Source organism: Thermus parvatiensis (assembly GCF_001535545.1).
GTDB lineage: Bacteria > Deinococcota > Deinococci > Deinococcales > Thermaceae > Thermus > Thermus parvatiensis.
Genome location: NZ_CP014141.1, coordinates 1,652,370 through 1,665,620, shown reverse-complemented (window position 1 = coordinate 1,665,620; position 13,251 = coordinate 1,652,370). Strand labels below are relative to the sequence as shown.

General features: G+C 66.2%; 14 protein-coding genes and 3 pseudogenes. 4 read left to right on the top strand and 13 right to left on the bottom strand.

Annotated elements, in window-relative coordinates; translation table 11 throughout:
* Nucleotides 1-8 precede the first annotated feature (8 nt).
* Nucleotides 9-925: pseudogene (locus AV541_RS09045) on the top strand (diacylglycerol/lipid kinase family protein).
* Here the strand turns inward: AV541_RS09045 and AV541_RS09040 are convergent.
* A complete protein-coding gene (locus AV541_RS09040) occupies nucleotides 922-1,311 on the bottom strand; it encodes an HI0074 family nucleotidyltransferase substrate-binding subunit (protein WP_014630168.1) in 390 nt (129 codons plus the stop codon). The pseudogene AV541_RS09045 and the gene AV541_RS09040 overlap by 4 nt on opposite strands.
* Complete coding sequence (locus AV541_RS09035) at nucleotides 1,289-1,594, bottom strand: nucleotidyltransferase domain-containing protein (protein ID WP_008631124.1); 306 nt, start codon at nucleotides 1,592-1,594, stop codon at nucleotides 1,289-1,291. Before AV541_RS09035 ends, AV541_RS09040 begins: the two co-directional genes overlap by 23 nt.
* 30 nt (nucleotides 1,595-1,624) lie before the next feature.
* Here AV541_RS09035 and aspC point away from each other — a divergent pair.
* A pseudogene (gene aspC, locus AV541_RS09030) lies at nucleotides 1,625-2,781 on the top strand (aspartate/prephenate aminotransferase).
* On the opposite strand, the gene lspA reads toward aspC, so the two are convergent.
* Nucleotides 2,778-3,236, bottom strand: coding sequence for a signal peptidase II (gene lspA / locus AV541_RS09025; RefSeq protein ID WP_060384729.1), 459 nt, complete (start codon nucleotides 3,234-3,236; stop codon nucleotides 2,778-2,780). The pseudogene aspC and the gene lspA sit on opposite strands and share 4 nt — an antisense overlap.
* A 73-nt stretch (nucleotides 3,237-3,309) precedes the next feature.
* Between lspA and rpmB the strand changes: the two genes are divergently transcribed.
* Nucleotides 3,310-3,606 (top strand): 50S ribosomal protein L28, encoded by a 297-nt coding sequence (rpmB, locus tag AV541_RS09020; protein ID WP_008631133.1) that lies wholly within the window; start codon nucleotides 3,310-3,312, stop codon nucleotides 3,604-3,606.
* Nucleotides 3,607-3,796: 190 nt separating this feature from the next.
* A complete protein-coding gene (locus tag AV541_RS09015; protein ID WP_014630165.1) occupies nucleotides 3,797-4,492 on the top strand; it encodes a M23 family metallopeptidase in 696 nt (231 codons plus the stop codon).
* Here the strand turns inward: AV541_RS09015 and AV541_RS09010 are convergent.
* The 10 genes and pseudogenes from AV541_RS09010 to AV541_RS08970 all read right to left on the bottom strand — a co-directional run bounded on the left by AV541_RS09010 (nucleotide 4,489) and on the right by AV541_RS08970 (nucleotide 13,203).
* Nucleotides 4,489-5,837, bottom strand: a pseudogene (locus AV541_RS09010) (FAD-binding oxidoreductase). The gene AV541_RS09015 and the pseudogene AV541_RS09010 overlap by 4 nt on opposite strands.
* A 78-nt stretch (nucleotides 5,838-5,915) precedes the next feature.
* On the bottom strand, nucleotides 5,916-6,758 hold the full coding sequence (locus AV541_RS12690; protein ID WP_244880528.1) for an ABC transporter ATP-binding protein: 843 nt from the start codon (nucleotides 6,756-6,758) through the stop codon (nucleotides 5,916-5,918).
* On the bottom strand, nucleotides 6,710-7,477 hold the full coding sequence (locus tag AV541_RS12685) for a hypothetical protein (RefSeq protein WP_244880527.1): 768 nt from the start codon (nucleotides 7,475-7,477) through the stop codon (nucleotides 6,710-6,712). The genes AV541_RS12690 and AV541_RS12685 overlap by 49 nt, the downstream gene beginning before the upstream one ends.
* 293 nt (nucleotides 7,478-7,770) lie before the next feature.
* Nucleotides 7,771-8,106 (bottom strand): IS5/IS1182 family transposase, encoded by a 336-nt coding sequence (locus AV541_RS13610; protein WP_060384728.1) that lies wholly within the window; start codon nucleotides 8,104-8,106, stop codon nucleotides 7,771-7,773.
* A gap of 193 nt (nucleotides 8,107-8,299) precedes the next feature.
* Nucleotides 8,300-8,653 (bottom strand): hypothetical protein, encoded by a 354-nt coding sequence (locus tag AV541_RS12675; RefSeq protein ID WP_244880526.1) that lies wholly within the window; start codon nucleotides 8,651-8,653, stop codon nucleotides 8,300-8,302.
* A gap of 782 nt (nucleotides 8,654-9,435) precedes the next feature.
* The gene (locus tag AV541_RS08990; RefSeq protein WP_038035012.1) at nucleotides 9,436-10,020 is read right to left on the bottom strand and encodes an SMP-30/gluconolactonase/LRE family protein; all 585 of its coding nucleotides are present in this window, start codon (nucleotides 10,018-10,020) and stop codon (nucleotides 9,436-9,438) included.
* A 354-nt stretch (nucleotides 10,021-10,374) separates the two neighbouring features.
* Nucleotides 10,375-10,776 (bottom strand): PIN domain-containing protein, encoded by a 402-nt coding sequence (locus AV541_RS08985; RefSeq protein WP_244880525.1) that lies wholly within the window; start codon nucleotides 10,774-10,776, stop codon nucleotides 10,375-10,377.
* Entirely contained in the window at nucleotides 10,773-11,015 is a 243-nt protein-coding gene (locus AV541_RS08980; protein ID WP_008631141.1) for an AbrB/MazE/SpoVT family DNA-binding domain-containing protein, read from the bottom strand. Before AV541_RS08980 ends, AV541_RS08985 begins: the two co-directional genes overlap by 4 nt.
* A gap of 73 nt (nucleotides 11,016-11,088) precedes the next feature.
* Entirely contained in the window at nucleotides 11,089-12,063 is a 975-nt protein-coding gene (locus AV541_RS11215) for an MFS transporter (protein ID WP_244880666.1), read from the bottom strand.
* A gap of 168 nt (nucleotides 12,064-12,231) precedes the next feature.
* Nucleotides 12,232-13,203 (bottom strand): NHL repeat-containing protein, encoded by a 972-nt coding sequence (locus AV541_RS08970; RefSeq protein WP_008631144.1) that lies wholly within the window; start codon nucleotides 13,201-13,203, stop codon nucleotides 12,232-12,234.
* Between the last annotated feature and the right edge of the window lie 48 nt (nucleotides 13,204-13,251).

The window sequence follows — 13,251 nt, the reverse complement described above, 5'->3', positions numbered from 1 at the left end:
ATACGGGGGTGGAGAAGTGGGTCATCGTGAACCCCGCCGCGGGCCGCGGCAAGGTGGGGAGGCTCTCCGGGGCCATCCTGAAGGCGGCCCGCCAGGAGGGGGCCAAGGCCTTCCTCACGGAAGGTCCGGGCCACGCCACCGAGCTTGCCCAAAGGGCCCCCGAGGGGGCCCGGGTGGTGGCCGTGGGGGGGGACGGCACGGTGCACGAGGTCTTGAGGGGCCTCGCGGGCACGGACAAGGTCCTGGGGGTGGTGCCCATCGGCAGCGGCAACGACTTCGCCCGCATGCTGGGCCTCCTCGGGCTTCCCTGGCCCAAGGCCTTGGAGCTCGCCCTCCACGCCCCCGAGGAGGCGGTGGACCTGGGGTGGGTGAACGGGGAGCCCTTCGGGGCCTCCTTGGGGATCGGGTTTGACGCCCTGGTGGCCAAGAAGGCCCTCTCCGCCCCCCCCTTCCTCCGGGGAATGCCCCGCTACCTCTACGCCCTCTTCGCCGTGCTCAAGGATTTGCGCCTTCCCGAGGGGCGGGTCTTGGTGGACGGGGAGGAGGTGTACCAGGGCCCCCTTCTCCTCCTCGCCGCCATGAACGGGCCCATGTACGGCGGGGGCATCCCCATCGCCCCCATGGCCGACCCCAGGGACGGGCGGCTTTCCGTGGTCCTGGCGGGGGAGTTTTCCCGGATGGGGGTGGTTCTTATCCTGCCGCGGCTCCTTCTGGGCCGGCACCTCTCCCACCCCGGGTGCGGGCGTACGCGGGGCAGGAGGTGGCGGTGGAGTTCGCCCATCCCGTTCCCGCCCACGCGGACGGGGAGCTTTTGCCCGAGGCCTCCCTCTACCGGGCCGAGGTCCGGCCTTTGGGGCTTAGGGTGGTGGGGGGGCGGGCGGGCGTTCAGAAGGGGGCGCTTTCGCCTAGGCCCGCGGGGGCCTAGAGGGCTTCTTCCAGGCGGCGAAGAAGTTCCTGGAAGCGTTCTAGAGCCTGGGGCAGCTCGGCGTAGATGCGCTCGGCCAAGGCCTCGTCGTAGGTGTGGCTCGTGAGGTTGCGCAGCTCCAGCATCTCCAGCCAGAAGGGGTCCTCGGGGAGGAGGCCCACTTGGAAAGCTCCCCGGATGGCCGCGCGGGGGGAGCGGGCCTCGAGGCCTTGGAGTTCCAGAAAGGTTTTTAGGGTCTTCCAGGCCAGCTCAAAGGTGAACTCAAACCGCTGGATGGCCGAGTCCCGGATAAACTCGTCCTTGGGCCGCTCTAAGGCGGCCTTTAGCCTCTCCACCGCCCGGGCCAGGGAGGCCATCTGCGCCCTAAGCTTCTCTTCCCTCGTCAAGGAGGACCCCTTCCCTTTCCACCACCTCCTTGAGCCCCGGGGCCCAGGAGAGCTCCACCAGGTCCAGGGGCTGGAGGATGGGGAGGCCTTCCAGGGCCTCCCTAAGCTCCGCCAGGGTGGCGAGGTCCAAGGGAGGATCGGCCAGGAGGGCCAGATCGTAGTCCGAGCGGGGGCTCCCCTCCTTCCTCGCCCGGGAACCGAAGAGGTAGAGGCGGTAGCGCCTTCCCTTGAGCCGCGTGCGCACCCGGCGCTTCACCTCCTCCAGGACCTCCCCTTCCGTCACGGGTCCATTCTACCCGCGTATACTTAGGCCATGCGCGGCCTTTCCCGAAGGGTCCAGGCCATGAAGCCCTCGGCCACGGTGGCGGTGAACGCCAAGGCCCTGGAGCTAAGGCGCCAAGGGGTGGACCTCGTGGCCCTCACCGCTGGTGAGCCCGACTTTGACACCCCCGAGCACGTGAAGGAGGCGGCGAGGCGCGCCCTCGCCCAGGGGAAGACCAAGTACGCCCCCCCTGCGGGGATCCCGGAGCTTCGGGAGGCCCTGGCGGAGAAGTTCCGCCGGGAAAACGGCCTTCAGGTCACTCCCGAGGAGACCATCGTCACCGTGGGGGGGAAGCAGGCCCTCTTCAACCTCTTCCAGGCCATCCTGGACCCGGGGGACGAGGTCATCGTCCTCCGCCCCTACTGGGTGAGCTACCCGGAGATGGTGCGCTTCGCCGGGGGGGTGGTGGTGGAGGTGGAAACCCTCCCGAGGAAGGCTTCGTCCCCGACCCCGAGAGGGTCCGGCGGGCCATCACCCCCCGCACCAAGGCCCTGGTGGTGAACTCCCCCAACAACCCCACGGGGGCGGTCTACCCGAGGGAGGTCTTGGAGGCCCTCGCGAGGCTTGCGGTGGAGCACGACTTCTACCTGGTCTCCGACGAGATCTACGAGCACCTCATCTACGAGGGGGAGCCCTTCTCCCCGGGGCGCGTGGCCCCGGAGCACACCCTCACCGTGAACGGGGCGGCCAAGGCCTTCGCCATGACCGGATGGCGCATCGGCTACGCCTGCGGGCCCAAGGCGGTGATCAAGGCCATGGCCGATGTGTCCAGCCAGTCCACCACGAGCCCGGACACCATCGCCCAGTGGGCCACCCTGGAGGCCCTCACCAACCAGGAGGCCTCCCGCGCCTTCGTGGAGATGGCCAGGGAGGCCTACCGCAGGAGGCGGGACCTGTTGCTTGAGGGCCTTACCGCCCTTGGCCTTAAGGCGGTGCGCCCGAGCGGGGCCTTCTACGTCCTCATGGACACCTCCCCCATCGCCCCCGACGAGGTGCGGGCGGCGGAGCGCCTTCTGGAGGCGGGGGTGGCGGTGGTTCCCGGCACGGACTTTGCCGCCTACGGGCACGTGCGCCTTTCCTACGCCACCAGCGAGACCAACCTCAAGAAGGCCCTGGAGCGCTTCGCTGGCCTCCTCCAGACGGTCTAGTAACGCCGCTTCTTGCGGGCCAGGAGGGGGCCCAGGAGGAGGAGGGCCGCCCCCAGGGTTACGTACACGTCCGCCAGGTTGAAGACGGGGAAGTTGGCGATGAAGGGGACGGAGGTGCCGAGGTCCAGGTAGTCCACCACCCACCCCCGGCCCAGCCGGTCTATGCCGTTGCCCAGGGCCCCGGCGGCGAGCAGGGAAAGGGCCAAGGCTTCCCATAAGGAGTAGCGCCGCCGGGCCAGAAGGTAGAGGAAGGCCGTCCCCACCAGGAGGCTCAGCCACCCTAGGAGAAAGGCTTTTCCCTGGAAGAGGCCAAACCCCGCCCCGGTGTTTTGCACCAGGGTCAGGTAGAGGAGGTCCCCCAGGAGGGGCCTCGGCACGGGGGAGAGGTTCTCCAGGGCCCAGAGCTTCAGGATCTGGTCTAGGGCGATGAGGAGGGGCACCAGCACCGTGGGCATCCCAAAGAGTCTACCGGATGGCAGGCGGTGTGCTATACTCCTTAGGGTTTGCCTTCGGGCACGGGAGGGTGCTATGTCCAAGGTGTGCGAGATCAGCGGGAAGCGGCCCATCGTGGCCAACAGCATCCAAAGGCGGGGTAAGGCCAAGCGGGAAGGGGGTGTGGGCAAGAAGACCACCGGCATCTCCAAGCGCCGCCAGTACCCCAACCTGCAGAAGGTCCGGGTGCGGGTCGCCGGCCAGGAGATCACCTTCCGCGTGGCCGCAAGCCACATCCCCAAGGTCTACGAGCTCGTGGAGCGGGCCAAGGGGCTTAAGCTGGAGGGGCTTTCCCCCAAGGAGATCAAGAAGGAGCTCCTCAAGCTCCTCTAGCGTCCCCAGGCCCCGTGCCGGCTTGAGCCTGTACGGGGCAAGAAGGGCCTTCCCGCCCCGAGGGGGCGGGGAGCGTTTTTTGGTCCAGGGTGCGCTGCCTCTCGCTTTCGCCGCGGTGGGGGCCTTCCTCTGGCCCCGGTTCGGGCCCCCTCGGTTGCGCGATCCACGTGCGGCCACTTAGGATGGCCCCGTGGGCTGGAAGCCGGGGCACTACCTCCTCCTGGCCGTGAGCCTTTACGCCCTGGTGGTCACCTTCGCCTTCTCCCTTAGGGGGCGGCAGGTGGCGGCCTTGCGCCAGGAGGCCATGGCCTACCGGGAAAGGGCCCTCTGGGCCCCCGAGGGGTACATGCTGCCCCTCCCCGGGGCCTGCCTGCCCTCCCTTCCCGAGAACCTGCCGGGTGCCCCCCGCCCTTACCGCAAGGGGGTGAGCGCGGGCTTCGTCTTCCGCCAGGGGGACGCCTGCGTGCCCGTGGTGCGGGGGATGGGGGTGGTGGCGGCCTTCGGGGGCGAGGTGGTGAAGGTGGACCCGGACTTCCAGGAGCTTTCCGAGGAGGCCTGGCAGGCGCTTCTGGAGCGGGTGCGGGAGGGAGCCTCCCCGGAGGAGATGGACCTCCTCCGCGGCCTCGAGGTCCACGTCCGCCACCCGGACGGCCGCACCACGGTCTACGCCCACCTCCAGGCCCCCTACCCGGGGCTCAAGGTGGGAAGCCGCGTCCACCGGGGGGACCCCATCGGCTACGTGGGGAACACGGGGCTTAGGGGGGGCGCCTCCCGGCTCCTCTTTGAGGTCTGGGAGGGGGAGCCCGACCGAAGCGCCTTCCTCTTCCAGGGCTTGGAGGGGGAGGAGCTCCTCCGCCGGGCCCGGGCCTTCTTCGGCCTCCCCTAGACGACCTTACCCGGGTTCAGGAGCCCTTCGGGGTCAAAGAGGGCCTTGAGCCTCCGCATCCACTCCAGGGCGGGGCCGTGCTCCTTGGGGAGGAACTTCCTTTTGCGGAGGCCCACCCCGTGCTCGGCGGTGCAGGTGCCCCCAAGCTCCAGGGCCTTTTCCACGAGCCTCTCGGCGTAGGCCTCGGCCTTGGGGTAGTCCTCGGGGAGGACGGGAATTAGGGTGTGGAAGTTCCCGTCCCCCACGTGGCCCAGGATGTTCCCGGTGAGGCCCATCTCCCTTAGGAGCCCTTGGGCGAAGCGCACCATCTCGGGAAGCCGGGAGAGGGGGACGGCGGTGTCGGTGATCATGAAGCGGTGGCCGGGGAAGAGGTGGACGAGGGCCCAGTAGGCCTGGTGCCGGGCCTCCCACTGGCCGCGCCTCTCCTCCTCCGTTTTGGCCACCTCCACCTCGAGGGCCCCGGCCTCCCGCACGAGCTCCAGGGCCAAGGCCATCTCCGCCTCCAGGGCCTCCTTGGTGGAGGAGTGGAACTCCAGGAAAAGGGCAGGCCGCTCGGGGAAGCCCGTGCCCAGGTGGCGGTTGAGGGCCTTCAGGGCGAACTCGTCCAGAAGCTCCAGCCGGGCCACGGGAAGCCCGCTGGCCATCACCCGGTAGCTGGCCTCCGCCGCCTCCTCCACCCCGGGGAAGAAGACCCTTAGGGTGTGCACGTGCTCGGGGAGGGGGTGGAGCCTAAGGGTGAGGCGGGTGATGACCCCCAGGGTGCCCTCGGAGCCGATGAAGAGGTCCTTCAGGTCGTAGCCGGCGCTGGTCTTGCGCACCGGGCGCCCAAGCTCCAGGACCTCGCCGCTCGCCAGGACCACCTGGAGGGCGAGGACGTTCTGCCGCATCCCCCCGTAGCGCACCGTGGTGGTGCCGCTGGCGTTGGTGGCGGCCATCCCCCCAAGGTGGCGTCGGCCCCGGGGTCCACGGGGAAGAAGAGGCCCGTGCCCTTCAGGGCCTCGTTTAGGGCCTTGCGGGTGAGGCCGGGCTCCACCACGCAAAGGAAGTCCTGGGGCCTCACCTCCAGGACCCGGTTCATCCGGCTCAGGTCCAGGCTGATGGCCTCCCTGACGGGGTAGAGGTGGCCCTCGAGGCTCGTCCCCGCCCCGAAGGGGATCACCGCCACGCCCCATTCCCGTGCCCAACGGAGGGCCTTCTGCACGTCCTCCACGCCCTCCGGGTAGACCACGGCCAACACGGGCCTCGCCTCGGGGTAGCCCTCGTCTTTGCCGTGGCGCAGGCGCTCGCTTTCCGAGAGGTCCACCTTCCCCGGGAAGAGGCGCTTTAGGGCTTCCAGCTTGTCCATGCCTTTGAGTTTACGCCTTGCCCAGGAAGGGGACCGCGCCCAGGGGGAAGGGGAAGCCTCACCCCGGTCAAGATCCCCTCAGGTTTCGTAAAGTTGGGCCTGGAGCCGCCAAAGCTCGGCGTAGGCGCCCTTCCTCCGCAACAACTCCTCATGGGTCCCTTCCTCCACCAACCGGCCTTCCTGGAGGACGAGGATCCGGTCCGCCATGCGCACCGAACCCAGGCGGTGGGTGATGAGGATGACCGTCTTACCCCCGGCCATCCCGGCGAAGCGCCTGTAGAGGTGGGCCTCCTCTTTGGGATCCAGCGAGGCCGTAGGCTCGTCCAAGACCAAAAGCTTGGCCTTGCGGAAGAAGGCCCGCGAGAGGGCGACTCGTTGCCATTCCCCCAGGGAAAGCTCTGTGCCGCCAAAGGCCTTGGACAGGAGGGCCTGGGGGCCAAGCCGCTGGAGGAGCTCCCAGGCCCCGCCTAAGCGTAAGGCCTCTGCGACACGGTTAGGGTCGGGCTTCACGTCCGGGTCGGAAAGGGCGACGTTTTCCTCGAGGGTTAGGGCGTAGCGGCCAAAGTCCTGGAAGACTGCGGCGATGAGGGCGCGCCAGGCCTTCAGGTCTATTTCCCGGAGGTCAATCCCGTCCACCAGGATGCGGCCCTCCGTGGGGTCGTAGAAGCGGAGGAGGAGCTTTACCAGGGTGGTCTTGCCCGCCCCGTTTTCCCCCACCAAAGCCAGGCGCTCCCCCCGTCGGAGGGCAAAGGAGACTCCCGCAAGCGCCCGCTTTCCGTTGGGGTAGCAGAACCCCACCCCTTCAAACCGGATCTCCTCAAAACCCTGGACCTTCCTGCCCGGGCCAGTCTCCGCCATGGAAGCGGGCCTGGCTAGGAAGCTTTCCAGCTTTTCAAAGTACAACAGGCTTTCGTACAGCATGCCCCGTCCTGGACTAGGGCGTAGAGGTTTTGCTGGAGGCTTCCCACCGACTGCAAGAGGAGCACCAGACTGCCCAGGCTCCCTCCCAAGAGGGTCTGGCGCAGCCCCAAGAAGAGGGCAAGAGCCGTGAAAAGGGCGCTCAGTAGCACCAGCAGGCTGGTCCCTAGGGCCTGGCGGCCTCGAGCACGGCGCAGGCTTTGGTAAAGGCTATGGAAAACCTCGAGGTAACGTCTGCGGAAGAAGGGCAAAAGACCGAATAACCGCACCTCTTTGGCAGTCTCGGGGCTCAAGAGCACCTCGGCGAAATAGCGCATTCGCCGGGCCTCGGGGGCCCCGAAGAGTAGGGCCTCCCACACCCCCTTCTGGAGCCGAAAGGTGAGCCAGGCTTGGGGCAGGGTGGCCAAAAGCAGGAGTAAGGGGAAGAAAGGCGCCAGCCCAAATAGCAGGAGAAGAACCCCGAGAGCGGCGAGGACCTCCCGGAAAGCGTTGCCCAGGAAAACCAGCAGGTTGAGGGGCTGGTAAGGGGCCTGGTCGCGTAGCACCTGAAGCTCATCGTGAAAGCGGGGATCCTCAAAGGGGGTCAGGTCCGGCGTGCCGGCCACCTTCTCCATGAGGAGCAGGTGAACCCGAGCGGTGAGCTTTTCGTTCACCGAACCTTGCAGGTAGGCCACCCAGGGGGTGAGGAGGAAGTCCAGGCCAAAAGCCAGCGCTAACCCCACCAGCGGCCAAAGCAGGGTTGGGGTAAAGGGACTACCCCCCAGTGTGGTCGCCAGCTGGTCCACCAAGGCACGGGTGAGGCCCAGCACCGCCACTGGCACGAGCCCTCCCAGGACCAGGAGCCCAAGCAAAAGGGCGCTCTCCCTGGGGCTTGCGCGGAAGATGTGCCGCAGCGCAGGGAGCAGCAGGCGCCAAAGGGATCTTTTACCCAGCCCCAACCACCTCCTGCGGACGAGAAATCCAACGCGTGGGGTTGATGTAGTTAGAAACCGTTGTAAAAGTCTCCTCCTCCAGCTTATGCGGCCCTGGCCAGCCGCTTCACCAGCAAGCGTATCATGCCTAAATACATCCAGGCTTCCGTTACCTCAGGGTGGTACTCGTAATCTTTCCCCAGCCGTCGGTTTCGCCCCATCCAGGCAAAGGTCCGCTCCACCACCCACCGCTTGGGCAGGGGCTTGAACCCACCCTCCCGCGGGATCTCCGGCACCTCCTCCCCCTCCCGCACCCAGACCCCCCGCACCCCCGCGTAAGGACGGGCCACCACCTCCAGCTCCAGTCCCAGCCCCCTAGCCACCTCCCGCAAACCCCGGTAGCCCCAGTCCACAAAGAGCTTGCCTACCCGGGGCCACAAGGAGCGGGGAGGTTACGCGGAGGTTACGTGGAAAGGGTGCCACGGCCAGCATCCCGCGTGGCTCCCCGTAACCAGGGCCCCAAGCCCTTGCCAAATCCGGCCGGCCCCTCTAGCGGCGGGGCTCCTGACGGGCTAGCCGGGCCGTGGGGCCGAGGAGGAGAAAGGAGGCGAGGCAGAAAACGCTCCCAGGAGATCACCGGGTCCGTTTCTCCATTTGGCCGAGGAAGCCCCAGGCGACCAAGGCCAGGAGGAGAAATCCAAGCCCCGCTCCCAGATAGACCTCCTCCAAGCCCACCTTTCCCCCCACTGCCCCCGCCAAAAGTGCCCCCAAAAGCCCGGCCGAGCCGCTAAGGAACCTCATTCCACCCCCTACCCGGCCCAGCAGGGCATCCGGGGCCAGGGCCTGCCTTAGCACCACCTCTTGGACCCCCAGGAGGATGGCGCTTATCCCCAGGAGGGCCACGAGGAGCAGGCCCAGGGGAAGGGGAGGCTTGAAGAGCAAACCCAGGACGGCCCCGGCGTCCATGAGGAAAAGGAGGCTAAGCACCCTTTGCGGCCTTTTGCCTTTAAGTTTCCCTGCCAAAAGCCCTCCTAAGGCCCCCCAAGGGAGAAGGCGGTGCTGAGGAGCCCATACCCTATGGGTCCGTACCCGGCTTGGAGGGACCAGAGGGGAAGAAGGGCGAAGGGCATGACCCGGAGGAAGCTGGCTCCAAGGACCGCTCCGGCTAGCCGACGAAAGAAGGCTTCCTGGTACAGCCACCTCAGGCCAGCCAGCACCCCCGGGGGGGCTTTTCCAAGAGGCGGTATGGGAGGGAGCCTAGCGGCGAAGTGAATGGCCACAAAGCCTAGCGCGCCCCCGAGGAAAAAGGGCCAGGAGGGATTCTGGACGAAGAGGAAGGCGCCTAAGGGGGCGCCGAGAAGGTCAGCAAGGAGACTTGCCGTGTAAAGACACCCATGGGCCTTCTCCCGTTCCTGCGGCACGAGTCTAGGGACCAGGACCCGGACCTCCAGAAGAAGCTCAAGGATGTTGTCTACCAGGTAAAGGCCGAGAAAGGTCCATGGACCAATGAGGCCGAGGCTTGTTCCTAAAAGAAAGCGCAGGAGACTGCCAGAGAGAAGCCCGAAGCTGAGGGCTTTTTTGCGGTCCGTCCGATCTAGAAGGTAGCCTGTGAAGAGGGCTAAGACGGAGGCACCCCAACCGATGGCGTGTTGCAGACCCAGGTAGAAGGGGTTGTCTAAGCGAGCGAGGTGGAGGGAGGCCGCGGTGCCTACGGCCCCCCCAGCGCAGCTGGCCAAAAACAGGATCGTGGCTAATAAGAACATCTTCAGCTAAGTCAAGAAACCCTCTACTTCCCAGACCACCCCGTCAGCAGAGGAGCAAACGTACATTTTCTCCGAGTCCTGAGAGAACCTTACGCAAGTAGGCATCCTTAGCCCTCTCACAACGGGAGGCTGGAAGTGGTAATTGCCAGGTTGAGCGGGGTCTACGGCAATGACTTCTCCCATCTCTGGCTGAACGGCAAAGAGCAATCCGGATGAGGGATGAAACCGCATCCCTCCTAGGCGATGAAGCCCCCAGGCTACCAACGCATTCGGATGGGCAACCAACTCAGAGTAGGTAATTTTCTCCGGCAATTCATCCGGATTTATGCGGAAGATTTGGCCCAGGCTTCCTACAGCGAGGTAGAAGAAGCCCCTTCCAGCAGCATCGTCAATCCAAAAAGGTTTAGCCTCCGAAGCGTCCCCCCCTTTTGTAATGTCCCGAACAGTGCCCGCAGTGTGTTCGGAAACTAAAAGCCTGCCGTCTGGGGTCCACTCCATGTGGGAGGGATTCTTCAAACCCCAGGCGAAGGGCCTCACGTAAACCCGCCGCGTCCGGCCGCCGACCTTGACCTCCTGCACTTCTTTGAGCATCTCCTTTACCCCCTTACGGGTTAGCCCCAGGGTAGCAGGGGGAAGATTACGCGGGGTTACGTGGAAGGGGTTCCACGCCTGGCCTCCCGCGTAACCTCGCGTAACCCCAGGCCCTCCGCGTAACCCTCCCCGTGGCACCCTGGGGGCATGAGGGGCAAAGTCTTTTGGCTTTGGCTCTTGGCCTGGCTCCTCCTCCTGGCCCGGCCTTCCGGGCCCGCTTTGGCCTGCTGGGACCCCAACTGCGTCCCCCCGGCCTCACACCCCGTACTCCCGGCGGAGCCTCGCCACCCGGGCCCGGGCGATGGGGCGGCGGGGATCTTGGGGGATAGCTTCTGGCGAGGAACAGGCCGAATCCTAGGGAAGCAGCTCTACCCCGGCCCGCCTTCGCAGCTTGCGGTCCAAAGTGGCGAGCCCGGCCCCTTGCCTGCGGGCGCGTTGGGCCAAGAAGGCGTCCACCAGGCTGAGCCCTCCCTTCCCGGCCTCCTCCAGGGCGGGGCGGAGGTCCTCCTCGTCTTCCAGAAGGACCCCCTCCCGGTCCAGTAAGTCCAAGAGGGCCCCCGCCGCCTCGGCCCGCCCCACCCCGTAGAAGGAGACCAGGGTGTAGAAGGCCTCGGCCACCGCCAAGGGGTGGACGGCCAGGGTGTAGCGCCCCTCCTCGGCCCCGCGAAACACCTCCAGGGCTTGGGCGGCAAGCTCCGGAGGGTCCCCGGTCAGGAGGCGGAGCATCAGGGAGGTGTCCAGATAGTAGGGCTTCAAGCCCCTTCCCTCCACGCCTCCTCCCGCGCCCGCCTCTCCGCCTCTTCCCCGGGGAACCCCCGCTTGCCCTTCAGGCGCCCGAGCAAGGCCTCCAGGGGTACGCGGCGCCGGGGGCGGAGGAAGGCCCCTCCTTCCCGGAGCTCAAAGACCACCTCTTCTCCCGGGCGGAGGCCAAGGGCCTCCCGGATCGCCTTGGGAAGGGTGATCTGCCCTTTACTGCTTACCCTGGACTTTACCATTCCCTTCTCACTTTACCACGGCCCCCATTCCGGCGCCACAAAGCCGCGTTTGCTGGCGAGACCTAGCCTGCCTTCACCGCCACCCCCTTCCCGCCCAGGGGGCGAGGGCGAGGAGGAGCCCCCCGGCCAGGAGGAAGGGGAGGGGGAGGGCCACCCCTGCCAGGGCCCCGCCCAGGAGGGGGCCTAAGGGGGCGAGTAGGCCCGAAACAAAGGCCACTCCTCCCATACCCCGGCCCACAAGTTCCTCGGGCAACTCCCGGTAGGTGAGGCCGGTGACCAACAAACTCCAAAACTGCTGCCCTACGCCGAAGAGGAAGGCCAGGCCTACCGCCACGGGCCACGGGGGGAGAAGCGCCAAGCCCAGCAGGACCCCACCCATGAGAAACAGGCTCACCGTGGCTAGCAAGCCGCGCCCTGCGGAAAGAAGCCTACCCAAGAGGAGGGCTCCGGCGGCCGAGCCCATGCCCCAGGCCCCCGAGAGGAGGCCGTAGACCCAAGGCGGGGCCTCCAGGCTGCGGAGCACATAGAGGGGCAGAAGGGCAAAGAGGAGCCCGTGGACCAAACCATGGAGGCGGGCGATCAGGAAAACCCGTCGGAGCAGGGGGTGGCGAAGGAAGAAGTGGAGCCCGGCGAAGGCTTCTCCCAGCCGAAAGGGAGCTCTCGGCTTTGGGGGAGGGGCCGGGGGTAGGCGGGCGTAGAGGAGGCCGGAGAGGAGGAGCAAGGGTCCCCCGAGAAGCGGAGGCAGGGCTGTGCTTTTGGCGTAGGCGGTTCCGGCGAGGGGCTCGGCTAGGCTGTCGGCGGCGAAGTGCAGGGCGGAGAGCTGCCCTAACCTGGGCTCGTAGTTTTCCTTCGGTACCAGGCTCCTCAGGTAAAGCCCCGCACCCAAGGCGCGGAAGCGGTCCAGGAACTCAAAGAGCAGAAGGAGAACGAGGAGATAGGGAAGAGGCAAGCCCGGGGCGGGGAGAAGGGCGAGGGCCAGGGCGGCCTGGCCGAGGGTGGAAAGGACCAGAACCCGCTTCCGGTCCGAGCGATCCAGAAGGGCACCCACCCACAAGCTCGCGAACCCCAAGGTGTAGACGAGGGTCTGGGGAGCGTGGCTTCTATAGGGGTCCTGGCCTTTTCCGCAGCCAAGAGGTACACAGGGAGGTAAAAGAAGCCCGACGCGAAAAGGCGCATGCCTTCCGCAGCGAGCAGAATGGAAAAGGGCGTAAAGCTCCTACACAATGGCGCCGCGAACTTCCCAGATTACGCCGTTGGTGGGTGAGCAGACGAGGAGGCCTTCCAGGTCTGGCGTAAACCTAACGCAGGTTGGTGTTGGTAAGCCCCTGACCACGGGAGGGTGGAAAGTGTAGCTATCTGGGGTTTCCTTGTCCAGAGCAAGAATTTCTCCTTCTCGGGGTTTGGTTACATAAATTTTGCCATTTTGGGGATGCGTTCTGATGCCCCCCATTTCGCCAACATCCAAGGCCAGCGTGTAATCAAGAGCTGCAGAAAGAAGATCCCGCCTTCCCTCGCTAACAGGATAGATCAAGACCCTGCCCAAGCTGCTCGTAGCTATAGCTAGAAGCCTTCCTCCGCCTCCACCACCTCCTCCATCGTCTATCCAAGAGGTTTTGCTACATCCACTGGCATATGCCGACCAGTCCTCGCTTTCCCAAGACCATCTGGGGGCTAGACCTTCTAAGCCAGGGGAACGGTGAGCCGGTATCTGATCGATGAGGATTTCTGGAGTGCCGGTTGTAATTTCGTACACAGCCCCTGCAACATCACGAAAGGCCGTGGGTTCCTTGGAAGCCACGGCAAAAATTCTTACGTGCGCCTTTCCTAGAGCCGCTAGGCTGTAGGGCCGAATTAGACCATCCAAAAAGACAGGGGCCTTTTCGGCCTCACCTCCTGCGGAAATCTCCCGTATGCGGTTGCCCCAGAATTCGGAAATCAGCACCCTACCGTCGGGCAACGGGCACATGCTGGAGGGCCCCTGGAGCCCCCAGGCGAAGGGCTTGGCCTCCTCCATGTCCCCGCCCTTGGTGACGTCCTTCACCTTGCCCGTGGTGCGCTCCACCACCAGGAGCCTGCCGTCCGGGGTCCACTCCATGTGGGTGGGCGCGTGCAGGTTCCAGCCGAAGGGCCTCACGTGGACCCGCCGCGTCCGGCCGCCGACCTTGACCTCCTGCACTTCCTTGAGCATCTCCTTCACCCCCTTACGGGTTAGCCCCAGAGTAGCAGCAGGGGAATA

Bases quoted from the DNA above. Each gene is read 5' to 3' on its own strand.
- lspA (WP_060384729.1), bottom strand. From the start codon at position 3,236: ATGCCCACGGTGCTGGTGCCCCTCCTCATCGCCCTAGACCAGATCCTG.
- rpmB (WP_008631133.1), top strand. From the start codon at position 3,310: ATGTCCAAGGTGTGCGAGATCAGCGGGAAGCGGCCCATCGTGGCCAAC.
- AV541_RS12690 (WP_244880528.1), bottom strand. From the start codon at position 6,758: ATGCTGTACGAAAGCCTGTTGTACTTTGAAAAGCTGGAAAGCTTCCTA.
- AV541_RS08990 (WP_038035012.1), bottom strand. From the start codon at position 10,020: ATGCTCAAAGAAGTGCAGGAGGTCAAGGTCGGCGGCCGGACGCGGCGG.
- AV541_RS08980 (WP_008631141.1), bottom strand. From the start codon at position 11,015: ATGGTAAAGTCCAGGGTAAGCAGTAAAGGGCAGATCACCCTTCCCAAG.
- AV541_RS08970 (WP_008631144.1), bottom strand. From the start codon at position 13,203: ATGCTCAAGGAAGTGCAGGAGGTCAAGGTCGGCGGCCGGACGCGGCGG.